Raw genomic sequence first — 24,134 nt, 5'->3', positions numbered from 1 at the left:
AAATGAAGTCAAAGGAAATTCAGGAAGTAGAAGAATTAGCCGATAAGCTGCTGCGCAAGTATTTTTGTGAAAGTGATGTGGAATTCCTGATTTCAACTTTTGCACCGGAAATCGTATGGCTGGGCGGCGGAGAATTCCAGAAAGCGGAAGGGAAAGACAATGTCGCAAAATGTTTCCGGGATGGAAAAGGGGATCTCCTGCGATGCCGGATGTGGGATGCGGAGTATGTGACGGTTCCGCTGGGGGATTCCTATTATCTGTGCGAAGGTATGAGCTGGGTGGAAACCGTGCCGGAACTTGAGGCTAAGATGAAGGTGCATCAGAGAATCAGCTTCATTTTTAAGAAAGCCGGAGATACCTATCAGACTGTACATATTCACAATTCCCTTCCGTTTTCGGCTGTAAAGGATGATGAGCTGTTTCCGATTCAGGCTGCGAAGGAAACCTACGAAGAGCTGCAGAAGATGGTGGTGAATAAAGACCGGCAGATCGATCTGATGATGAACCAGCTTCCCGGAGGTATGCAGATCTGTTACAATAATGACACCTATGGGATTAAATGGATCAGCGAGAGCCTGAGCCGGATGCTGGGTTATTCCTCGATGGAGGAGTGTTTGGCGGGGTGCCGTTTCTGCTGTGAGGGGTTTATCTGTGAGGAGGACTATGCTCCCATGAAAAAGCAGGTGGATGAAAGCCTCGCAAAGGACGATACCTACTCGGTAGAATACCGGGTATTGAAGAAAAATAAAGAAGTGATCTGGGTTCTGGAGCAGGGGAAATACTTAACCGACACTGACGGGGAAGAGGTGATCTACAGTTTTATATCCGACATTACCAAACGTAAGGAGCAGGAGTTCCTGATCCAGAAGGCAGATGAAGAAGTAAAACGTCAGGCACAATTCCTGACCCGGCTGTATGATACCGTACCCTGCGGAATCCTGCAGTTTACCACGGATCCCAGCCACCGCACAGTATATGCCAATCGTATGACCTGGGAGATCTACGGATACAGCAGGGAGGAATACTGGGAGAATTTTAAAAGCCCCTTCGAGCTGGTAGAAAAACCGGATTTGGACAGAACCCGGAAGGCTGTGGAAGGTCTCAAACTGAACGGGGAGACGATCTCTTATAACCGGGAGGGCCGGCGCAAAGACGGAAGTGTATGCTGGATCAATGCGACCGTGGGCCGGGTGATTAATACGGATGGGCTGGAAGTGAATCAGGCCGTATTTGTGGATATTACGGAGAACAAGAAGCTGCAGCTGGAGCAGGAACAAGAGCGGCTGATAGAAAACCGTTCTTTACGGGCGGCGATATGTACCGCTTACCCGGTTATTATGAGTGTGAATCTGACACAGAATACCTTTGATTGTTTTATAGAGGACAATTTCATCATCCAAACCATTCCCAGCGGTAATTTTGATGATCTGATGGCCTTTACAAAGAGTACGGTCTATTCCTCCTATCAAGCGGATTTCGCCGGCGCGCTCAGCAGGGAAGTGCTGATAAAACGGTTCCGGGAGGGAAATCAGGAGAGCTATCTTGAGATCCGCCAAAGGGGAGATGACGGCGAGTATCATTGGGTTGCGCTGCATGTGATTCATGTGGATAATCCCTATAACGATGATGTGCTGGCTATTTTACTGTTAAAAGTATTAGATGAACAGCGGGCGGAACAGGCGAAGCAGGAACAGCTCTTAAGGGATGCGCTGGAATCGGCCAGAGCGGCGAACAATGCAAAATCTGATTTCCTGTCCCGTATGAGCCACGATATCCGGACACCGATGAATGCCATCATCGGGATGAGCACGATCGGACAGCTGAAAATACAAAACACGGTCCGGGTAAAGGACTGTTTTGAAAAGATAGACGCATCCTCCCGGTACCTTTTGTCGCTGATCAACGACATCCTGGACATGTCTAAGATCGAGAGCGGAAAAATGACCATTTCCCATGAAAAGTTCGATTTTATGCAGTTCATGAATGAAATCAATACCATCATTTATCCCCAGGCTCAGGCCCAGAACCTTATATTCGATGTGTACCACCAGGAGCCGCTGGAACGGTATTATATCGGAGATGCGCTGCGCCTGAATCAGATCCTGGTGAATTTACTCTCAAATTCCATAAAATTCACACCAGCCGGCGGTAAGATAATGATCTCCATTGAAGAAGACAGAAGAACCAATGGTTTTGCTTACCTGAAGTTCATTGTGAGAGATACAGGAATCGGTATGTCCAGAGACTTCATGCACAAAATATACCAGCCTTTTGAGCAAGAGTCCAGAGATTTTGCCAGAAACAATGTGGGGAGCGGCCTTGGCTTATCCATCGTATACAATCTGACCCAGCTGATGGGCGGAAGTATCAGTGTGGAAAGTGAAAAGGGCGCGGGAACCACTTTCCGGTTGGAACTGCCCTTTGAGCTCACGGAAGATGATGAGCATGCGGAAGCGGATAGAAAGACCAGAGAACTTTTAAAGGGAATACAGATACTGGTCGTGGATGACGACCCCATGATCGGCGAGCAGACCGCCCTGATCCTGGAAGACATCGGAGCGGCGTCGAAATGGGTAGACAGCGGGAAAAAAGCGGTGGAAGAGGTCAGCCGTTCCCTGACAGACGGCAAAGTCTATGATATTGCCATGATCGACTGGATGATGCCGGGAATGGACGGAATAGAGACCACCAGAGAAATCCGCAAACTGGTGGGTCCGGACACCATGATCATTATTATCTCCGCCTACGACTGGAATAGTATAGAGGACGAGGCCAGGGCCGCCGGAGCCAGCTGCTTTATATCCAAACCCCTGTTTGAGTCCACGATATGTGATACCTTTTTGAATCTGCGGGTGACCCCTCATGAAAAAAGGAGGGAAGAGCAGCAGTTCCATCTGGAGGGAAAAAAAGTTCTATTGGTGGAAGACAATGAGCTGAACCTGGATATTGCCAAATCCTTACTGGAACTAAAGGACATCAAAGTAGACACAGCTGTCAACGGGGTCCTCGCTGTAGAAGCGTTCCGGCATGCCGCCCAGGGAGAATACATGGCCATCCTGATGGACATCCGAATGCCTGTTATGGACGGACTGGAAGCCTCCCGGATGATCAGGCAGATGGAGCGTCCCGACGCCCTCACGATTCCGATCATAGCTATGACGGCCAACGCATTCGATGATGACAGAAGCAAAGCCCAGGAAGCGGGCATCAACAGCTACCTGGTAAAGCCAATCGACATCAACCAGTTATACCAGGAACTGGAAAGCCTCCTATAGGCCGGCAGCTGATACTAAAAAATACAGATAAAGATGAAATAAGGACCCGGTGGATATCAATTCCATCAGGTCCTTAACCATTTAACGCTCATTATCCTCTGTGCCGCAGGCTGTCTGCAACATAAAAACTAACACCTTATAAATAGAGGTTGGTAGAACTGTTTTTCTATCAACCTCTAAGCAACTACAGCACTTAAACTTTTTTACGTTTCACAATTTGTAACTCATATCCAAGAGTATTTAATAATCCGCAGAATGTTTTCAACGTGGGGCTATTCTCTCGTTTTTCAATTCTTGATATCACTTGTTGTTTGTTTCCGGTAATTTTTGCCAATTCCTTTTGGGTCATATTTTGTTCTTTCCGTATCCGGACTAATTCAGCGAGCAATTTGTATTCGGTTCTGCTTTCATTCCATTTTTTAGCAAATTCCGGATTACGCTGCTCTTCTTTAACTATTGTATCCTTTATATTTATTTCTGCAAAGGGCATAGTACACACCTCCTATTATATAAAAGTTTTTTTCAGGAGCTTACCCAACTCTTTCGCTCTTTTTAATATAATGCTTTTATCTTTCTTTTCTGTTTTATTCTTTTGTTTTCTGCAAGCATGTAATAAGTAGATATCCTATTCCATCGACAGTAACATAGAAGATACGATTATGTTTTCTAAAGTATACTTCCCATATTTTCCCATCCCATCTTTTCATTACTAAACAATCAGTTTTTCCATTCTCCATATCTTCAAGAACTGATAGTCCATCTACTTTTTCATCTTCAGTAAGATTCATAATATATTCCATTATTAAATCTTTTCCACCAGCTGATAGGTAACTGTGTATTTTCATATAATTCCTCTTAATATAGTATTTCATTATCCAAATATATTATACAACTTTTTTGTTGTATAAACAAGCGATATATTTTAAAAATCTATATAATGTTGTAATGTTGTCAACAATGAGAACAAAAAAGCCGAAATCCCTCAAGAAACAAGGCGATTTCAGCAATTAAAAAAGCGCGAGACGGGATTCGAACCCGCGACCCTCGCCTTGGCAAGGCGATACTCCACCACTGAGCCACTCGCGCAAATACTACATACAAATAGGAAGCTTTCAAAAGCAGGTGATGGGAATCGAACCCACGTATCTAGCTTGGAAGGCTAGTGTTCTACCATTGAACTACACCTGCATCATTCCAAAAAACGTAAAACACAATGCCCAGAGCCGGAATCGAACCAGCGACACGAGGATTTTCAGTCCTCTGCTCTACCAACTGAGCTATCTGGGCAAAACCAGTGGATGGAGAAGGATTCGAACCTTCGAAGGCGTTGCCAACAGATTTACAGTCTGCCCCCTTTGGCCACTCGGGAATCCATCCATACCAGAACCAGCGTCCTGACAGTTACATACTATACCATAGCTTTTTTTAAAGTGCAAGACATTTTTTCAAATTTATGGTATTTTGGGCTGCCGATTTACTGTTTATGGGGGGTGGGATGTTTGAGGTGGGGCCGGGCTGAGCGGGAAGGGGCGTGTCTTTGGGTGCCGGTCGGCAAATCCCGCAGGGCCAAATCACTTCGGCCGGACCTAAGAACGGCTAACTCCGAAGGCGGGAGAACCTCTTATTGGCAGGGCCTGGAACAAACTCGCCAAAGGACGGCTCGGACAGTGTTCCAGGCCCTGCGAGGTTCTCCCACCTTCTGCGTAAGCCGTTCTAAGGCCCGGCCTCAAGTGATTTGGCCCCGCGGGATTTGCCGCCCGGCACCCAAAGACACGCCCCTCCCCGCTCAGCCCTGCTGTACTATAAGCCATGTTCCATGTTCCAGGATACTATGCGTGTCATCTTCAGAGCGATAGCTGCCTGAACGATGAAATGAGAGGGAATCAAACGGTTTCTATCCGCGCTGCTATCACAGTCACTGCGACTCCCAGCATCTATAACTTGTATTTATAAAGAAGCCCAGCTGCTGACCCGCTATCCGGAACAGCTGGTCCGGACAGCACGGTAATATTTAATAATCAGTTCGCAGGATTCAAGGGCTTATAAATTTTATAAAATACGATCTCCCAATCTTCTCATTTTAACAGAACAGGCAGCAGCCATTCACCATGTATGACACTTCCTAACCCTAACGGAACCTGGTAAAGGCCATTAGTTAAGCAGGGATGAGAGGGAACGGGCGTACCCGGGCGGCACCAGGCGGCAATTCTCGTGGGGCCAAATCACTTGAGGCCGGGCCTTAGAACGGCTTACGCAGAGGGCGGGAGAACCTCGCAGGGCCCGGAACACTGTCCGAGCCGTATTGTGGCGAGTTTGTTCCGGGCCCTGCCAATAAGAGGTTCTCCCGCCCTCGGAGTTAGCCGTTCTTAGGCCCGGCCGAAGTGATTTGGCCCCACGAGAATTGCCGCCTGGTGCCGCCCGGGTACGCCCGTTCCCTCTCATCCCGGCCCTTAGCCCAATCCCCCCCAGCTCTACCGGAAATATCCATTGCGGATCAGAAGGGAATGGGATATACTAAGGTGATAATAAGGGGTAATGAAGGTTGAATAAAAAGATGAAGATAGTGCTGGCGGCCGTGAATGCGAAGTATATCCATTCAAATCTGGCGGTGTATAGCCTGAAGGCTTATGCGAAGGAATATGAGGAATTTATAGAGATACGGGAATATACGATTAATCATTACAGGGAGGATATTCTGGCCGGGCTTTATGGGGCCTGCCCGGATGTGCTGGCGTTTTCCTGTTATATCTGGAATATGGATCTGATCAGGGATCTGGTGGCGGATCTCAAACAGGTGATGCCGGAGGTGCCGGTGTGGCTTGGCGGGCCGGAGGTGTCCTTTGATCCGGTGCAGGAGCTTAAACGGATGCCGGAAGTTACCGGGATCATGGTCGGCGAGGGAGAGGAGATCTTTCGGGGGCTGGCCCGGCATTATATAGAAGGAAACAGTAAGCTTGAGGAGCTGAAGGGGATCGTGTGGCGCGGGAAGGACCGGCAGATTCAGGTGAACCCGCCCGGAGAACCTATGGATATGAACCGTATTCCGTTTATTTACACCGATAGGAACGGGTTCCGGAACCGGATCATCTATTATGAAGCCAGCCGCGGATGCCCGTTTTCCTGCAGTTATTGCCTCTCTTCGGTGGATAAGCGGCTGCGGTTTCGGGATCTGGATCTTGTGAAGAAGGAGCTGCTGGTATTGATCGGGTATGAGGTGCCGCAGGTGAAGTTTGTGGACCGGACGTTTAACTGCAGACCGGATTTTGCTATGGCGGTCTGGAGCTTTTTGGCGGAGCATGACCGGGGAAAGACGAATTTCCATTTTGAGATCGCGGCGGATATTCTGACAGAAGAGGAAATGGGGCTTCTTAAGACGCTGAGGCCGGGATTGATCCAGCTGGAGATCGGTGTGCAGTCCACGAATCCGGATACCCTGCGGGAGATCCGCAGAAGTATGGATTTTCAAAAGGTGTCGGACCGGGTGCGCAGAATAAAACAGGCGGGGAACATTCATCAGCATCTGGATCTGATCGCGGGACTGCCGTTTGAAGGGATGGAGAGCTTTATCCGCTCCTTTAACGATGTGTATGGACTGCGGCCGGAACAGCTGCAGCTGGGATTCCTGAAGGTGCTGAAGGGTTCGAGGATGCACGAGAAGGCCGCGGAATATGGGCTGGTCTATCAGAAGAAGCCCGTATATGAGGTGCTAAGTACCAGATGGTTGTCCTATGGAGAGGTTTTGAGACTGAAGGCTGTGGAACGGGTGCTGGAGACTTATTATAACAGCGGGCAGTTCCGTCATGTGCTGGAGGAATTGGTTACGGTTTTTGAGCATCCTTTTGCCCTGTATGAGGGCCTGGCAGATTATTATGAAGAACAGGGGTATGACCGGGTCAGCCAGTCCAGGCTGCAGAAGTATGACATCCTGCTTGCGTTTTCCGTAAACGTGGATCCGGAGCGGGAGCCTTTGTACCGGGAACTTTTATTATATGACCTGTATCTGCGTGAAAATGTAAAGAGCCGTCCAAAATGGGCGCCCTCACAGGAGCAATGGAAGCAGGAGAGCCGTAATTTTTACCGGCGGGAGGAGAAGAGGCGTTCTTATCTGCGGGATTATGAGGGATATGATGCCGCACAAATGGCCAGGATGACTCATCTGGAGTACTTCCGTTATCCAGTGAACGGGGCCGGAAAAAAGAAAAATGGGCTGACAGTGCTGCTTTTTGACTATAAACATAAGAATCCCCTGACGAACGAAGCTCTGGTTTTGGAGGTAGAGGATATGGATGGAAGAGAGTATGACTAAGAGAACAAAAGCGATCCTGGATTTACTGGATGAGACATATACTACGGAATATAAGTGTTATCTGAACCATGAGACGCCCTGGCAGCTGCTGATCGCCACGATGCTGAGCGCGCAGTGCACAGATGCCAGGGTGAATATCGTGACGAAAGATCTGTTCCGGAAATACGATTCCCTGGAAAAATTCGCGTACGCGGACCTGGAAGAGCTGGAGCAGGATATTAAGCCTACAGGATTTTATCACAATAAGGCCAGAAATATTATCGCCTGTGCCAGAAGGCTGGTGCAGGAGTTCGGCGGGGAGGTACCGGAGTCTATAGAAGATCTGACTTCCCTGGCCGGGGTGGGACGTAAGACCGCCAATGTGATAAGAGGGAACATTTATCATGAGCCCAGCATCGTTGTGGATACCCATGTAAAGCGGATTTCCCGGAAGCTGGGGCTGACAAAGGAAGAAGATCCGGAAAAAATCGAATATGATTTGATGAAAGTCTTGCCAAAAGACCACTGGATTTTATATAATATACAGATTATCACATTCGGCAGGGCCATCTGTTTTGCCAGAAGCCCGAAATGTGAAGCGTGTTTTTTGAGGGACTATTGTCTGGAATACAATGGAAAGAGGAAGAACGGGCGAAAATAAGAGCGCCCCGGAGGATAAAATGAAAATGGATTACGTGGCCCTGGATCTGGAGACAACGGGCTTAAATCCGTCGAGGGACCGCATCCTGGAGATCGGAGCGGTGAAGGTGGTCGGCGGAAGAATTACCGATACATATCAGACGTTTGTTAATCCCGGAGTTCCGATACCTGAGAAGATCTTTGAACTGACCGGAATCGATGATACGATGACGGCGGACGCAGCGCCGCCTGCAGAGGCGGTACGGGAACTGATCGATTTCTGCGGGGACCTGGATCTGCTGGGACATAATATTATTTTCGATTACAGCTTTATCAAGCGCACCGCGGTGAACTGCGATATGGTGTTTGACAAGCAGGGAGTGGATACACTGAAGATAGCCAGAAAGCTGCTTCCTGATCTGGAAAGCAGAAGCCTGGAATATTTGTGCGATTACTATCATATAACACAGGAGAAGAGACACCGCGCATATGAGGACGCGAAGGCCAGCAGCTGTCTCTATGGTAAACTGCTGGAGCAGTTTTATCCGGAGCATTCCGAGGTGTTCCGGCCCCGGCCTCTGGTCTATCAGATTAAAAAACAGGGACCGATTACAAATTCACAAAAACGATACTTGATTGATTTGATAAAATATCATAAAATAGATACAAGTCTGCAGATAGAAAGCCTGACTAAAAACGAAGCGTCCCGTGTGATCGACAAGATCATTTTGGAATATGGAAAGATCAAAACGAGGTGATAGGATTGTTCAATTTTAATGATAACAAAACGAGAAGAATCATTGCAAGCGTCATCATCATAATCGTTGTACTGGCAATGGTGGTGCCTATGATTCTGTCCGTAGTGTGAGACCAGGAATAAGATGTAACTAGTGTGCTGCAGGAGGATTATAGAATGAAAATAAAGAAACTACTGGGGGCCGGCGCTGTTTTGCTGGCGGCGCTGACCTGTACCATAATAATGGAAAAACCTGCTTATGCGGCAGGCGATTCCGGGGATACCATTAATAAAGGAGTATTTCTGGGAGATATCGATGCCGGAGGAATGACCAAACAGGAGGCACAGGACGCGATTGACGACTATATCGCGGACCTGGACAAGGAAGAGATCACCCTCCGGATCAATGAAGATGAAATGAAGATTACAGCCGGCCAGCTGGGGCTGAAGCTGTCTAATGAGGAAATACTGGACGAGGCCTTAAGCCTCGGGAAATCCGGAAATATTGTTCAGCGCTATAAGGCTTTAAAGGATCTGGAGCATGAGCAGAAAGTCTATGAACTGCGAGTGGAGCCCGATGAGCAGAGCGTAAAAACGCTGGTGGAAGAAGAATGCACGAAATTCAACGTGGATGCGGAAAACGCAGGATTAGAGAAGAATGGCAGTACGTTTAATGTAATTCCCGGAAAGACGGGACTGAAAGTAGATGTAGATACTTCTGTTGATTTGATACTGGACTACATTTCCAACGAATGGGATCACGGGACAGGTCAGCTGGAACTGGCAGTGGAAGTGGATGAGCCGAAGGGAACGGCGGAACAGCTGAGCCGGGTTAAGGATCTGCTGGGATCATTTAGCACCAGCTTCCCCAATTCCTCCTCGGACCGTGTCACTAATGTATCCTCAGGGGCGAAGCACATCAATGCTTCTGTCATATATCCGGGGGATGAGTTCTCAGTGTATGGGGCGGTCAGCCCGTTTACGGAGAAGAATGGATACCGGATGGCCGGTGCTTACGAGAACGGTATGGTGGTAGACAGTCTGGGCGGTGGTATCTGCCAGGTGTCGACGACCTTATACAACGCGGTGATCCGTGCCGAGCTGGAAGTGACGGAGCGTTCTCCGCATTCCATGCTGGTAGATTATGTACAGCCGTCTATGGACGCTGCTATCGCGGGAACTTACAAGGATTTGAAGTTTAAGAATAATACGGATGCCCCCATCTACATCGAGGGCTTTACCCAGGGCAAGACCATTACCTTTAACATTTACGGGGAGGAATACCGACCCAGCTCACGTAAGATTGAATTCGTCAGCGAGACGCTGGAAACGGTGGATCCGGGAACTAAGATTATCGGTGATCCCGCTCTTCCGGCCGGCTATAAGAAGACCACACAGTCCGCGCACAGAGGCTGTACCGCGCAGCTTTGGAAGGTTGTCTATGAAAACGGAACCGAGGTTTCAAGAGAAATCTTTAATAAGAGCAAATATCAGCCGTCACCCAAATACATCACCATCGGCCTGGCTACAGAGGATGGTAATCTGGCGCAGCAGCTGCAGGATGCAGTCACGGTCAGTGACGAGGCTTATCTGAACTCGGTACTCGGTGGTATCGGAGGCGGAGAATAACAGAGCGGATCTAAAATTGAGAATGACAGGCAGAGGAAGTCTGATTGTACGTATCCCGTACTCAGACTTCCATTCCTATACTGTCCGTAATATAGCAGGGAACGGTGGAACCGAAAGCAGTTCCCCCATACCTTGTTTTGCAGCTTTGCTGCAAACCCGCCCGTAGGGCATGTATTAAGAGTACCTGTCAAGGTATACCTAAATGTGCTGAAAAGATGCACAAATGGAGGAAACTATGAAGATAGGAAAAGTGCCGGAATCTGTTTTAAAGCGTTCCGTGTTTAAACAAATAAAGACAAAGAGGCCAGAGGTACTGGTTGGAGCCGGCGTGGGGGAGGACTGCGCCGTGATGCAGCTGGAACCCGATGAGGTATTTGTGCTGTCCACAGATCCGATTACCGGGACGGTTCAGGATGTAGGGCGTCTGTGTGTGCATGTCACGGCCAACGACCTGGCCTCCGCAGGAGCCGAACCCGTGGGAATGCTGCTTACGGCTCTTCTTCCGGAGGATATGGAAGAGGAGGCACTCCGGGAGATGATGGCTCAGGTAGAAGAAGTCTGTGAAGAACTCCATATTCAGGTGATGGGCGGACACACGGAAGTGACCAGAGCGGTACAGCAGCCGCTGATCACCGTAACCGGTGTGGGGAAAGTAAAAAAAGACCGCCTGATCACCACCGGCGGGGCGAAGCCGGGTGATGACGTGGTGGTAACGAAATGGATCGGTATCGAGGGGACGGCGATCATAGCGAAGGAAAAAGAAGCCCAGCTGCTGACCCGCTATCCGGAACAGCTGGTCCGGACAGCCAGGGAGTTTGATCAATATATTTCCGTGGTGAGGGATGCGGCTGTCGCGCTTAAGTCCGGTGTCAGTGCCATGCACGATGTGACGGAGGGAGGAATCTACGGGGCCCTCTGGGAGCTGGCGGAAGCATCTGGTGTCGGACTGGACATTGATCTGATGGATATCCCTGTCCGTCAGGAGACCATAGAGATCTGCGAATATTTTGACCTGAATCCGTACTATCTGATCTCCAGCGGCTGTATGCTTATGTCGGGCCCGGACGGTTATGGCCTGGTCAGGGCCTTAAAGCAGGAGGGTATCCCGGCCGCCGTGATCGGAAAGGTGACGGAAGGCAAGGCCCGGATAGTCCGGAATCAAGGCGAAATCACATATCTGGAGCGTCCCAAGACGGATGAACTGTATCGAATCTATGAAACATAGGCATGTGCAAAAAAACGCACTGAATGGAGGAACGGTTGAACCAAAAGATGTTCACCCATACCTTGTTTTGCAGCTTTGCTGCAAACCCGCCCGTAGGGCATGTATTAAGAGTACCTGTCAAGGTATACCTGTATGTGCAAAAAAACGCACTGAATGGAGGAAATCATGAGAGAGAAGATTTTAGCTTTTATTGAAAAGAACAGCCGGTTTGATCTGAAAGAACTGGCCATCATCCTGGGAGTTGACGAGGCGGCCGTAGTAAATGAGCTGGCGGCCATGGAGCGGGAGAAGATTATCTGCGGATACCACACGATGATCGACTGGGACAAAACGGACACAGATAAAGTGACCGCTCTGATTGAAGTAAAGGTTACCCCTCAGAGGGGCCAGGGATTCGATAAGATCGCCGAGCGGATCTTCAATTACCCGGAAGTAAATACCGTATATCTGATCTCGGGCGGCTACGATCTGCTGGTGATCCTGGAAGGGAAATCCATCCGGGATGTATCCCAGTTCGTGTCCGACAAATTATCGACGCTGGACTCCGTACTCAGCACCGCGACCCATTTTATATTGAAAAAATACAAAGACCATGGAACCATTATAGGAAAAATGTCAAAAGATGAAAGGATGTTAGTCTCACCGTGAAAAATCCATTATCTGAAAAAATCGTAAACATTGCTCCGTCCGGCATCCGCAAATTTTTTGATATTGTTACGGAGATGGAAGACGCCATATCCCTGGGTGTGGGGGAACCGGATTTCGATACACCGTGGTTTATCCGGGATGAGGGGATCTACTCCCTGGAGCAGGGCCGGACTTTTTACACCTCCAACGCGGGGTTAAAGGAGCTGAAAGAAGAGATCTGCCTCTATCTGAAAAGGCGGATGAACCTCACCTATGATCCGAATAAAGAAACCATCGTAACGGTCGGCGGAAGTGAGGCGATCGACATCGGCCTGCGCTGTGTGATTAATCCAGGCGATGAGGTGCTGATCCCGCAGCCCAGCTTCGTGTCCTATCTGCCTTGTACCGTCATGGCAGACGGCGTTCCTGTACCGGTAGAGCTGAAGGAAGAGAATCAGTTCAAGCTGACCAGAGCTGATCTGGAAGCTCACCTAAGCCCGAAGAGCAAGGTACTGATCCTGCCTTTCCCCAATAATCCCACCGGTGCTGTCATGACAAAAGAGGATCTGGCCGGCATCGTGGATCTTATCATTGCGCATGACCTGATTGTCATGACTGATGAGATCTATGCGGAGTTAAGTTACCATGGGGATCATGTTTCCATCGCGGAGTTCCCCGGCATGAAAGAACGCACCATCCTGATCAACGGATTTTCAAAATCCTATGCGATGACGGGATGGAGACTGGGATACGCCTGCGGACCGGCGAATATCATCGAGCAGATGATCAAACTGCATCAGTTTGCCATCATGTGTGCTCCAACCACCAGCCAGTATGCAGCGGTGGAAGCGTTAAAGAACGGGGACGGGGAAGTGGCGAAAATGCGCGAAGCCTACGACCAGCGCCGGCGTTTCCTGATCCATGAATTCCGTGAAATGAACCTGAAATGCTTTGAACCCTTCGGAGCCTTCTACATATTTCCATGTATCAAAGAATTCGGCATGACCTCCGATGAATTCGCCACCCGATTCCTTCAGGAAGAAAAAGTGGCGGTGGTGCCCGGAACAGCTTTTGGAGACTGCGGGGAGGGATACCTGCGTATCTCCTACGCCTATTCCCTGGAGAATCTGAAAATAGCCATCGGTCGCCTGCGCTCCTTTATCCAGCGACTCCGCGCTGCACAGGGGCGTTAAACCGGCAAGAAGGGATTAAAGGAAGAAAAAGAATTATGGCAAAGTTAAATATTGTTTTATTCGAGCCGGAGATCCCGTCCAATACCGGCAATATCGGCCGCACCTGCGTGGCTACCGGGACGAGACTGCATCTGATCGAACCCCTGGGGTTCCGCCTGAACGAGAAATCCATCAAACGGGCCGGCATGGATTACTGGGAACACCTGGATGTTACCCGTTACATAAATTATCAGGACTTCTGTGACAGGAACCCCGGAGCCAAAGTATATATGGCCACCACCAAGGCGCCCTCTGTCTACACGGAAGTCCGGTATGAGCCGGACTGCTATCTCATGTTCGGAAAAGAGAGCGGAGGGATACCCGAGGAGATTCTTCTGGAAAATCAGGAGACCGCCATCCGCATTCCCATGCTTCCCACGATCCGTTCTTTGAATTTGGCCAATTCTGTATCGATTGTGCTCTATGAGGCTCTTCGCCAGAACCATTTTGACCATATGCAGATGGAGGGGCATCTGACCCGCTACGATTGGAAATAAACAGAAGCGTCGTTTCCAAACCGGATGATCGGTTTGGGGACGGCGCTTCCTTATTCCAGCGGAACTCTTTTTCATAGTATGATACGGCCTCAATTCACATAATGTTTATAAAATATAAGAAAAAGTTAAGAAAATACACTGTTTTCGTTAAAACTATCTTCACACTGAAATGTTACAATAATAAGCGAACATGATAGTTGACCATCCGGGTCTTTAGAAAAGAGGTATCGTATGAGAAACAGAGCAAATGATTTTGAACATCTGGACCGAAAGATAAATAAAATGAATCTACTGATCATCTGTGCAGGTATCATCGCCGTCATGGCCATTGGCTTTGTATATTCCTATAAGCTCCATAACCAGGACATTCCAACGATGACTGTTACCAATAACGCGATAGTCGCTGTACAGGAATAGTTACGAACCGTGCAACAGCTGCTGTACAGGAATAGTTCCCAATAGTGTAATATGAAATACAGGGGAACGGGAGTAACACAAGCAGGCCATATACCTGTAAAAAAACAGGCACAACTGAATTCCCAACTACATATACTGATAGTAACACCAAATCTATCGAGGTACCTATGTCAAACCAGACATTGAGAAGTATGCAGACCGAGTCCCCTGACCGCGGACGTCTGCAGGTACAGGTGACATCTACCATCGGACGGGTTCCCATCACTGGTGCTACTATCAGTATTTCTTATACCGGAGATCCCGAGAGCCCGGTGGAACATCTGACCACCAACAGCTCCGGTCAGACAGAAACGCTTGATCTGCCGGCCCCGCCCCTGGAATACAGTATGGAACCCAGCGACAATCAGCCTTACGCCGAATACACGATTCAGGTCGAGGCTCCCGGTTATGAATCCGCCACTGTCGCCGGTTCGGAAGTATTGCCGGATACCACCTCCCTGCAGGGGATAGAACTGCGCCCCATGGAGGGGCAGGAAGCATTGGACCGGATCGTGATCGGCCCGCACACCCTGTTTGCGAATTATCCTCCGAAAATAGCGGAGGCTGAGATCAAACCTGTCAACGAGAGCGGTGAAATCGTATTAAGCCGCGTGGTCGTTCCGGAGTTCGTAATTGTCCATGACGGTTCGCCCAGGGATACTACCGCTACAGACTACTGGGTCCGTTATAAGGATTACATTAAAAATGTGGCATCCAGTGAGATCTATGCCACCTGGCCGGATGCCACCATACGCGCGAATGTACTGGCGATCATGTCATTCACCCTGAACCGCGTCTATACCGAGTGGTACCGGAACAAAGGGTTTGATTTCACCATAACGTCGTCTACCGCCTTTGATCACAAATGGATCTTTGGCCGCAATACATTTGACAGTATTTCGGTAATTGTGGATGAGATCTTTAACTCCTATCTGTCCCGGCCCAATGTAAAGCAGCCGATCCTGACCCAGTACTGTGACGGAAGACAGGTCACTTGTCCAAACTGGATGACACAGTGGGGATCTAAGTACCTGGGCGATCAGGGGTATACGCCTATCGAGATACTGCGTTATTATTACGGGGACAACATGTACATCAATGTGGCGGAGGAGATCGCTGGAGTTCCTTCCTCCTGGCCGGGTTATAACCTGGATATCGGAGCGTCGGGTCCGAAGGTGACCCAGCTCCAGGAACAGCTGAATACCATAGCCGCCACCTACAGCGCTATTCCCACCGTAGCGGTAGACGGAATCTACGGGGAATCCACCGCTAATGCGGTACGCACTTTCCAGTCCATCTTTGGGCTGCCCCAAACCGGTATCACGGATTATGCAACCTGGTTTAAGATACAGGAAATCTACGTGGGTGTCACCAGGATTGCCGAGTTGAGCTAAGCCTGAGGAGAAAATCATAAATATCATAAAGAAAGCCTGATATTACTGCTTCTGCCGGAATACAAAAAACCGATTCCACAGAGTAATTTCAGGCTTATTCTATGGTTATCTTTATCCCCTGTGCCTGAACAGCGGATTATCCATACAAAGCTTCCCGATTTTACTATCGGGGTGCTCTTCACCTATGTCGGCAAAATCCGCGTCCATTCTTTTTATATAATAGAAAGGTGCGCCTATATTTGTGGAAAGGTGCTCCTATATTATGCTTTTCATCAGGTTATCCTTGTGTTAAAATAATCCAAGAATGAATATAAATACGAATGAGGAATGAACATTATGCGAAGAAAAATATGGGATTACTTCAGAATAGGAGCAGTCAGTATTCTTCTGGCGGGAGCCCTTCTGGCCGTTGGCTGCTCTAAGCAGGAGGGGAGCGGCAGGGAGGGGGTACAACCGTCCAACACGCCGGCCCCGCCGGAAACGGAGGTGCCCATTCCCAGCATATCCCCGTCGGCGGAACCTGCGGATACATCGAAGCCTTCCGAAGAGGCAAAAGAAACAGCGAAGCCATCCGGGATGACGCCTGAGCCTTCCGGGATGACGCCTGAGCCTACGGTCAAGCCTGCTCCAAAGTCCTGGGTAAAGATGGCCTGCCTGGGGGACAGTATCACCGATTGGGGCGGGATATGGATCGATGCGGTGCAGGGGAAGCTTTCCTTTGAGGAGATGTATAATCTTGGGATCGCCCAGTCGACCATCGCGGACACGGATAAGGACCCGTTTTACGCCCGGTACCAGAGTATTCCGGCGGACAGTGATCTGATCTTCGTGTTCGGCGGAACCAATGATTTCTATCAGAATATTCCTCTTGGGGCGGCCGATTCGGTGAATCCGGGGGAGTTCTGCGGAGCTTTGAATGTGCTGTGCACAGGTCTTAGACAGGATTATCCGGACGCCCTTCTGGTATTTGCCACGCCGATTCAAAGAACCAGTGCCTATGGTCCCGGACCTAACGAGGCAGGTCTTATGCTGGCCGATTATGGGGAGGCGATGAAAGCGGTCTGCGGCGGCTACGGGATTCCGGTGATCGATCTGTATAATGGAAGCGGAATTACGGCCGACAATGCGGACAGCTACCTGGAGGACGGCCTGCATCCTAATGCAGAGGGCTATCAGCTGCTGGGAGAAGTGATTGCTGCTGAATTGAAACGGTGGATGAAGTAACTGGCGGAGGAAGGAATCGAAGAGGATTTCTTCTATAGTGAGGAGGTAGGAGAGACAGATGTCATTTTTATATTTTCTGGAAGGGATCAGGAATCCCGTGTTAAATGCGTTGTTCCAGTTTTTCACCTTTTTCGGTGAGGAACTGTTTGTGATCGCCGCGATCTGCCTGCTCTACTGGTGCGTGGATAAGATTCTGGCCTACAAAGTGGCGTTTTCCTACTTCGCCGCAGGCCTGATGGTGCAGGCTATGAAGATTACATTCCGGGTTCCCAGACCCTGGGTGATCGATCCGAATTTCAAACCGGTGGAATCCGCGGTGGGAACGGCGACCGGCTATTCCTACCCGAGCGGGCATACCCAGGGCAGCACATCTTTGTTCGGTACCATTGCGCTTGCCTCAAAGAAGAAGTGGATCAGAATCGTGTGCGTAATCATGTTTCTTATGATTGGCTTGTCCCGCATGTATCTGGGGGTCCATACGCCCAAGGACGTATTCACGGCCATGGTTCTGTCGCTGGCGATTGCGTGGCTGGTAAATAAAGAGCTGGGCAGCTATCTGCTGAATCGCCGCAACGATCTGAAAATATCGGCGGCTATGTTTATATTCTCGGTTGTGATCATCCTCTATGCCCTTTTCCTGTATGGCAGCGGGATATTGGAATTCCGCTATGCACAAGACTGCTGCAAGGCGGCCGGGGCAGGACTGGGCTTTTCCGTGGGATGGTACATCGAGAGGCGCTTTATCAATTTTGATACCAGGGCTTCCCTTCCGGCGCAGATTCTTAAGGCGCTGATCGGGCTGGCCGTAGCCATAATGCTGCAGAACGGGCTTAAGCTGGTGATTGGCACCACCCTTCCGGCACATTGTATACGTTACTTCCTGTTGGTGATGTGGGTGATCGTCCTGTATCCCATGATCTTCAAACGGTTTATAAAAAATAGCAGCGGCGGCTGATCGCAGAAAAGGAACATTTTCATGAACACACCGATATTAGAAACCGATCGAAGATCCCTCTATGACCGGATCATACAACATACCATGAAAAAAATCCCTTCCTAAGGTACCGTAACGTACCTTTGGAAGGGATTTTATTATTTCTGACTGGCCCGTTTCCGAAGTTTGGGGTCCAGAATTTTCTTACGGATTCGCAGATGATTCGGAGTAATCTCCAGCAGCTCATCGGTGTCAATAAACTCCAGACACTGTTCCAGACTCATAATCTTAGGAGGCGACAGCTTCAGCGCTTCGTCCGAACCGGACGCGCGGGTATTGGTCAGCTGCTTCCTGCGGCAGACATTTACTTCGATGTCATCGGATTTTCCATTCTGTCCGACTACCATACCGGAATATACTTTTTCGCCTGGGCCGATAAATAAAGTACCGCGCTCCTGGGCGTTGAACAATCCGTAAGTGATCGACTCGCCGGTCTCAAAGGCAATCAAAGATCCCTGCTTACGATACTGGATATCTCCTTTATAAGGCCCATAGCCGTCATAGATCGTATTCATGATACCATTGCCCTTGGTATCCGTCATGAATTCCCCGCGGTAACCGATCAGGCCTCTGGAAGGAATCGAAAACTCCAGACGGGTATACCCCCCGTTAGACGCTCCCATATTCCGCAGCTCACCTTTTCGCTGTCCCAGCTTCTCAATTACGCTGCCTGAAAATTCATCCGGAACGTCGATATAAACCAGCTCCATGGGCTCCAGCTTTTTCCCTTTTTCATCCTCATGGTAGATTACTTCCGCCTTACTGACTGCGAATTCATAACCTTCCCGTCTCATATTCTCAATCAATACGGACAGATGCAACTCTCCCCGGCCGGAAACTTTAAAGGCTTCCGTGGTTTCCGTCTCTTCCACGCGAAGGCTGACGTCCGTATTCAACTCCCGGAACAGACGGTCCCTCAGATGCCTGGATGTGACATATTTACCCTCCAGTCCCGCCAGAGGACTGTCATTAACGATAAACTGCATGGAAATCGTCGGTTCGCTGATCTTCTGGAATGGAATGGCTACCGGATTATCCGGAGAACAGATCGTGTCCCCGATATGGATATCCGCGATACCTGAGATCGCCACGATCGAACCGATGCCCGCTTCTGATACTTCGATCCGGTTTAAACCGTCAAACTCATAAAGCTTGCTGATCTTAACCTTATTTCTCTTTTCCGGTTCATGGGCGTTCACCAGAACCGCTTCCTGATTTACCTTAAGGGAACCGTTATCTACTTTACCCACGCCGATCCGGCCCACATATTCATTATAATCGATGGTACTGATCAGAACCTGAGTATCCGCATCGGGATCTCCCTCAGGCGCCGGGATATAATCCAGAATCGTCTCGAAGAGAGGAATCATATTCTGGGGGTCCTCAGTCAGGTCCAGGATCGCATAGCCGGCCTTAGCAGAGGCATAGACAAACGGACAGTCCAGCTGTTCGTCCGAGGCGTCCAGATCCATAAACAGTTCCAGTACCTCATCAATGACAGTATCCGGACGTGCTTCCGGGCGGTCGATCTTATTGATACAGACGATCACCGGCAGATTCAGCTCCATCGCTTTCATCAATACGAATTTGGTCTGAGGCATAGGTCCCTCAAATGCATCCACGACCAGCACAACCCCGTTCACCATTTTTAAAACACGTTCCACTTCACCGCCAAAGTCCGCATGTCCGGGCGTGTCGATGATGTTGATTTTAGTATCTTTATAATGAACAGCGGTATTCTTAGACAAAATGGTTATTCCGCGTTCCCGCTCGATGTCATTGGAGTCCATGACCCGTTCTGCGACCTCCTGGTTCTCACGAAAAATACCGCTCTGCTTAAGCAGCTCGTCTACCAGTGTGGTTTTACCATGATCTACGTGGGCGATGATTGCGATATTCCGAATATCCTCACGTTTGGTTTTCATAAAATGTCCTTCTTTCTTACTAATTAACAAAATTAAGCATTGCAACTTACTTAGTTTACCACATTTTGGCGAGATTACAAGGCATTGCGGTAATAAAGTCGAAAATTTTAGGGAGGCTTTGCGCGGGGGCGGAAAACCCGGAAGCACTGCGGGGAGAGGTTTGGGGGCGGATCTGACGGTCTGCGCAAGAACGCTGCCTGCGGGCTTAGGGTTGGATGCTGTGCAGCTGCTAAGTAAAAATTTGAGGAAGGGGGAAACGGGTACATTTATATAGGAAGTTGGACTGGAAGATTAGATTGAGGATATAGAAGGTTAAGTTTGGGGCGTTTAACGGGGGAGACAGATTGATGGAATTGATGGATTGGAGCAGGGATATAAGATTTAGAGGAGAGATTAGAAATGAGACACGGAAGGGAAATGGTAAAAATTACCAGGGAAAAATAGAAAGAGAAATGTAATAATTTTTTAAAAGATGAATAAGCTTTAATAAATTGGAAATAATTGTAAAAAATTTCGTAATTTGAGTTCTAAAGGTAAATTTTACGGCATATATATTCTATTAACTATAAGAAAAACAAGGTACATCGTCGGACAGTGTGATGCTGTCCCAAGAGGAAGGGAGTAAAATTTCATGACAGATAAGGTAATCGATAGGGTAATCGAAAACAATCAGGTGACTATTATAGGGGAGATTATTTCGGATTTTTCATTCAGCCATGAGGTGTTCGGGGAGGGCTTCTACATGGTGGATGTGAACGTGAGAAGACTCAGTGATTCCTATGATTGTATTCCGCTGATGGTATCTGAAAGGCTCATTGATGTGACCAGGGATTATCGGGGAGAATCCATACAGGTGGCCGGACAGTTTCGATCCTACAACAGACACGAGGAGAAAAAGAACAGACTGGTTTTATCCGTTTTTGTAAGAGAGCTGGAATTTATTTCTGAGGAAGTTGAAAATGCCAAGACGAACCAGATTTTCCTGGACGGTTATATCTGTAAACCGCCGGTTTACCGCAAGACGCCGCTGGGAAGGGAGATCGCGGATTTGCTTTTGGCAGTCAACAGGCCGTATGGTAAATCGGACTATATTCCGTGTATCTGCTGGGGCAGAAATGCCAGGTATGCCTCCGGGTTTGAGGTGGGAGGACATGTGGAGATCTGGGGCAGGATTCAGAGCCGGGAATATATGAAGAAAATAGATGAAAATGATGCGGAGAAACGCATCGCCTATGAAGTTTCCGTCAGCAAACTGGAATATATCGAATAGCAAACCGGAGTGTGCCGAATAGAAAAGATTTGCAAATTCTGTGAATATATAGTAACATAAGGGAAAATGTTTACAGTAGGTTTTACTTCCACGGAATGAAGAGGTGCATTATGAATAGAGGACTCGTACAGGTTTACTGCGGTGGCGGCAAGGGAAAGACCACGGCAGCTCTGGGACAAGGAATTCGTGCAGCAAGTCAAGGCAAATCCGTGATTATAATCCAGTTCCTGAAAAGGAAGAATGAAGAAGAGATCGACTTTATCAGGCGTCTTGAACCGGAGATTAAGCTGTTCCGGTTTGAGAAGAATGAAGTGTGTTTTGATGAGCTCGATGAGGAAAGTAAAAATGAAGAGATCATGAACATCAAGAACGGTATGAATTTTGCCAAAAAGGTTTTGGTTACCGGGGAATGTAATGTTCTGATTCTGGATGAGATTCTGGGCTTGCTGGATCATGAGATTATAGGCCTGGATGATGTGAAAGTACTGATCGATGCCATGGATGAGGAGACGGAATTGATTATGACAGGTATCCATGCCTGCGAGAAAATGATCGGTATCGCCGATGCGGTTTATCGTATAGAAACCGTTAAAACTCCAAATCCGTGATTGACATCTGAGCGGAACTTGTGCTATAGTAGCGTTAAATTAAATACCGGGTTAGATAGAGGTTGCGTTTTTCATGAGTACATTACCGGATTGTGGTCAGGCACGTAAGAAGGTATGGAAAGGGACGAACGCCGAAGGGGCAGATTTCCTGATGATTTGTTGCCTGGGCATATAATTAAGAGTTATATGACTGTCATCGTAAAAGATGGGGCGCTATCCAAAGAACAAGGTCGTTGATTATTCTACGGCGTAGATTTCTTTACAGGCAGACTCATCAGTCTGCCTTATTTGATTTCATGGGAAAGTGTGCCTATGAAATCAAAAACGCTCCGCAGGATCGCACTGCGGCGGAAAGGAAGATACCGCAGGGGAAACCCTATTTTAATTCATTCGCCAAATAAGAAAGGAGAGGATTTACATGGCATTATTTGAAGGAGCAGGTGTGGCAATCATCACACCGTTTACAGAAGATTTAAAGGTGAATTACGACAAACTTGGGGAACTGATTGATTTCCAGATCGAAAACGGGACCGACAGTATCATTATCTGCGGTACCACCGGTGAGGCTTCCGCTATGACCCATGAGGAACATCTGGAATGTATCCGGTATACTGTAGAGAGAGTCGCCGGCCGGGTGCCGGTGATCGCGGGAAGCGGTTCCAACTGGACCGACACGGCTGTCTATCTGTCACAGGAAGCGGAAAAGCGAGGGGCGGACGGTCTGCTGGTCGTATCGCCTTACTATAATAAGGCTACACAGAAGGGATTGTACGCGCATTTCAAAGCGGTCGCGGATTCCGTAAAGATTCCGGTTATCCTATATAATATCCAGGGACGTACCGGAGTCAACATCCAGCCGTCCACTTTAGTGGATTTGATCCGGGATGTGGATAATATTGTGGGAGTGAAGGAAGCCAGCGGCAATATTTCACAGGTGGCGAAGATCATGAGTCTTGCCCGGGAGCAGGGAGTTACCGTGGATCTGTACTCCGGCAATGACGATCAGGTAGTGCCGCTGTTATCTCTGGGAGGAAAGGGTGTGATCTCGGTTCTGTCCAATGTAGCGCCCCGCTTTACCCATGATATGGTGGCGAAATATATGGCAGGCGATGCAAAGGGAAGCATGGAAATGCAGCTGAAAGCGATTCCGTTAATTGACCAGCTGTTCTGTGAAGTGAATCCGATCCCTGTTAAAGCGGCTGTCAATATGATGGGGGTTGACGTGGGAGGCTTAAGACTGCCGCTGACGGTTATGGAAGATGCACATCAGATGAATTTAAGAAAAGCGATGGAGGAATTCGGAATCCCGCTTGCGTAAGGAGGAGCGTACCATGATAAAGGTGATTATGCATGGCTGTAATGGAAAAATGGGGCAGGTGATCACCGGACTGTTCAAAGGAGACACTGAGGCACGGATCGTGGCCGGTGTGGACCCTTTTACAGGAGTTGCGAATGAGTATCCGGTATTTGAGAACATACAGGACTGTGATGTGGAGGCGGATGTGATCATCGATTTCGCATCGGCAAAAGCAGTGGATGCGCTGCTTGATTACAGTGTGGAAAGACAGATTCCCGTGGTATTGTGCACCACCGGATTGAGCGGCGGGCAGTTGGAGAAGGTAAATGCGGCCAGTGAAAAAGTTGCCGTATTGAAATCCGCAAATATGTCAATGGGAATCAACATCCTGCTGAAGCTGATCCAGGAGGCGGCCAAAGTGCTGGCGCCGGCGGGATTTGATATGGAGATCGTAGAAAAACATCACAATCAGAAGGTGGACGCTCCCAGCGGGACAGCGCTGGCCCTGGCCGATTCCTTAAGGGACGCGCTTCCGGATGAATATACCTATGTATATGACCGCAGCCAGAAACGGGAAAAGAGAGATTCCCATGAAATAGGCATTCAGGCTGTGAGGGGCGGTTCGATTGTTGGAGAGCATGAAGTGATATTCGCCGGCACGGATGAGGTGATTACCTTTGAACACACCGCCTATTCCAAGGCTATCTTTGGAAAAGGCGCGGTTCAGGCGGCGAAGTTCCTGGCCGGCAAACCGGCAGGGATGTACAATATGAGCCATGTGATCGAGGGAAGCTGTCAGGGCTGCCGGTAGTTGGGAGGCC

The 24,134-nt window shown here is 48.8% G+C and carries 20 protein-coding genes, 4 tRNA genes and 1 riboswitch; of the genes, 17 read left to right on the top strand and 7 right to left on the bottom strand.

What is annotated here, in order from left to right; all coding sequences use genetic code 11:
• The first annotated feature begins 2 nt into the window (after positions 1-2).
• Positions 3-3,275 carry a response regulator gene (locus ABC831_RS09015; protein ID WP_343247815.1) on the top strand — a complete coding sequence of 1,091 codons (3,273 nt, stop codon included), beginning with the start codon at positions 3-5 and terminating at the stop codon, positions 3,273-3,275.
• 193 nt (positions 3,276-3,468) lie between these two features.
• Here the strand turns inward: ABC831_RS09015 and ABC831_RS09010 are convergent, their stop codons facing one another.
• From ABC831_RS09010 to ABC831_RS08985, 6 genes are all read right to left on the bottom strand, one after another.
• A complete protein-coding gene (locus ABC831_RS09010; protein ID WP_343247814.1) occupies positions 3,469-3,765 on the bottom strand; it encodes a helix-turn-helix domain-containing protein in 297 nt (98 codons plus the stop codon).
• 94 nt (positions 3,766-3,859) lie between these two features.
• A complete protein-coding gene (locus ABC831_RS09005; RefSeq protein WP_343247813.1) occupies positions 3,860-4,120 on the bottom strand; it encodes a hypothetical protein in 261 nt (86 codons plus the stop codon).
• Positions 4,121-4,289: 169 nt separating this feature from the next.
• Positions 4,290-4,361: transfer RNA gene (locus tag ABC831_RS09000), tRNA-Gly, on the bottom strand.
• Positions 4,362-4,392: 31 nt separating this feature from the next.
• Positions 4,393-4,463: transfer RNA gene (locus tag ABC831_RS08995), tRNA-Gly, on the bottom strand.
• Positions 4,464-4,489: 26 nt separating this feature from the next.
• A tRNA-Phe gene (locus ABC831_RS08990) sits at positions 4,490-4,562 on the bottom strand.
• A gap of 8 nt (positions 4,563-4,570) precedes the next feature.
• Positions 4,571-4,652 (bottom strand) — tRNA-Tyr (locus tag ABC831_RS08985).
• 1,165 nt (positions 4,653-5,817) lie between these two features.
• Here ABC831_RS08985 and ABC831_RS08980 point away from each other — a divergent pair.
• The 12 genes from ABC831_RS08980 (at position 5,818) to ABC831_RS08925 (ending at position 18,174) form a co-directional block, all read left to right on the top strand.
• A complete protein-coding gene (locus ABC831_RS08980) occupies positions 5,818-7,581 on the top strand; it encodes a B12-binding domain-containing radical SAM protein (protein ID WP_343247812.1) in 1,764 nt (587 codons plus the stop codon).
• Positions 7,574-8,221: an endonuclease III gene (nth, locus tag ABC831_RS08975; RefSeq protein ID WP_343247811.1), complete on the top strand. Its 648-nt coding sequence runs from the start codon at positions 7,574-7,576 to the stop codon at positions 8,219-8,221. Before ABC831_RS08980 ends, nth begins: the two co-directional genes overlap by 8 nt.
• Before the next feature lie 19 nt (positions 8,222-8,240).
• Entirely contained in the window at positions 8,241-8,957 is a 717-nt protein-coding gene (locus tag ABC831_RS08970; RefSeq protein ID WP_343247810.1) for a 3'-5' exonuclease, read from the top strand.
• Between the two features lie 155 nt (positions 8,958-9,112).
• The gene (locus ABC831_RS08965) at positions 9,113-10,564 is read left to right on the top strand and encodes a VanW family protein (protein ID WP_343247809.1); all 1,452 of its coding nucleotides are present in this window, start codon (positions 9,113-9,115) and stop codon (positions 10,562-10,564) included.
• Between the two features lie 235 nt (positions 10,565-10,799).
• Positions 10,800-11,789 (top strand): AIR synthase family protein, encoded by a 990-nt coding sequence (locus ABC831_RS08960; protein WP_343247808.1) that lies wholly within the window; start codon positions 10,800-10,802, stop codon positions 11,787-11,789.
• Positions 11,790-11,954: 165 nt separating this feature from the next.
• A complete protein-coding gene (locus tag ABC831_RS08955) occupies positions 11,955-12,437 on the top strand; it encodes an Lrp/AsnC family transcriptional regulator (protein WP_343247807.1) in 483 nt (160 codons plus the stop codon).
• Complete coding sequence (locus ABC831_RS08950; protein WP_343247806.1) at positions 12,434-13,609, top strand: aminotransferase class I/II-fold pyridoxal phosphate-dependent enzyme; 1,176 nt, start codon at positions 12,434-12,436, stop codon at positions 13,607-13,609. Before ABC831_RS08955 ends, ABC831_RS08950 begins: the two co-directional genes overlap by 4 nt.
• Before the next feature lie 35 nt (positions 13,610-13,644).
• A complete protein-coding gene (locus ABC831_RS08945; RefSeq protein WP_343247805.1) occupies positions 13,645-14,145 on the top strand; it encodes a tRNA (cytidine(34)-2'-O)-methyltransferase in 501 nt (166 codons plus the stop codon).
• A 231-nt stretch (positions 14,146-14,376) separates the two neighbouring features.
• The gene (locus ABC831_RS08940; protein WP_343247804.1) at positions 14,377-14,562 is read left to right on the top strand and encodes a hypothetical protein; all 186 of its coding nucleotides are present in this window, start codon (positions 14,377-14,379) and stop codon (positions 14,560-14,562) included.
• Positions 14,563-14,729: 167 nt separating this feature from the next.
• On the top strand, positions 14,730-15,995 hold the full coding sequence (locus ABC831_RS08935; protein ID WP_343247803.1) for a peptidoglycan-binding protein: 1,266 nt from the start codon (positions 14,730-14,732) through the stop codon (positions 15,993-15,995).
• 336 nt (positions 15,996-16,331) lie between these two features.
• Positions 16,332-17,219 carry an SGNH/GDSL hydrolase family protein gene (locus ABC831_RS08930; RefSeq protein WP_343247802.1) on the top strand — a complete coding sequence of 296 codons (888 nt, stop codon included), beginning with the start codon at positions 16,332-16,334 and terminating at the stop codon, positions 17,217-17,219.
• Between the two features lie 58 nt (positions 17,220-17,277).
• Entirely contained in the window at positions 17,278-18,174 is an 897-nt protein-coding gene (locus ABC831_RS08925; RefSeq protein WP_343247801.1) for a phosphatase PAP2 family protein, read from the top strand.
• Positions 18,175-18,311: 137 nt separating this feature from the next.
• Here the strand turns inward: ABC831_RS08925 and typA are convergent, their stop codons facing one another.
• A complete protein-coding gene (gene typA / locus ABC831_RS08920; RefSeq protein WP_343247800.1) occupies positions 18,312-20,138 on the bottom strand; it encodes a translational GTPase TypA in 1,827 nt (608 codons plus the stop codon).
• 631 nt (positions 20,139-20,769) lie between these two features.
• On the opposite strand from typA, the gene ABC831_RS08915 reads away from it, so the two are divergent.
• The 4 genes from ABC831_RS08915 to dapB all read left to right on the top strand — a co-directional run bounded on the left by ABC831_RS08915 (position 20,770) and on the right by dapB (position 24,124).
• The gene (locus tag ABC831_RS08915) at positions 20,770-21,408 is read left to right on the top strand and encodes a single-stranded DNA-binding protein (RefSeq protein WP_158342185.1); all 639 of its coding nucleotides are present in this window, start codon (positions 20,770-20,772) and stop codon (positions 21,406-21,408) included.
• Positions 21,409-21,518: 110 nt separating this feature from the next.
• Entirely contained in the window at positions 21,519-22,016 is a 498-nt protein-coding gene (locus ABC831_RS08910) for a cob(I)yrinic acid a,c-diamide adenosyltransferase (RefSeq protein WP_158351401.1), read from the top strand.
• A gap of 48 nt (positions 22,017-22,064) precedes the next feature.
• A riboswitch (Lysine riboswitch) is annotated at positions 22,065-22,240 on the top strand.
• 194 nt (positions 22,241-22,434) lie between these two features.
• Positions 22,435-23,334: a 4-hydroxy-tetrahydrodipicolinate synthase gene (dapA, locus tag ABC831_RS08905; protein WP_343247799.1), complete on the top strand. Its 900-nt coding sequence runs from the start codon at positions 22,435-22,437 to the stop codon at positions 23,332-23,334.
• A gap of 13 nt (positions 23,335-23,347) precedes the next feature.
• Positions 23,348-24,124, top strand: coding sequence for a 4-hydroxy-tetrahydrodipicolinate reductase (gene dapB, locus ABC831_RS08900; protein WP_343247798.1), 777 nt, complete (start codon positions 23,348-23,350; stop codon positions 24,122-24,124).
• Positions 24,125-24,134 lie beyond the last annotated feature (10 nt).

This window comes from Diplocloster hominis (assembly GCF_032380655.1).
Taxonomy (GTDB): Bacteria; Bacillota; Clostridia; order Lachnospirales; family Lachnospiraceae; genus Diplocloster; species Diplocloster hominis.
The sequence above is the reverse complement of the archived record's forward strand: the minus strand, read 5'-3'. Positions and strand labels throughout refer to the sequence as shown.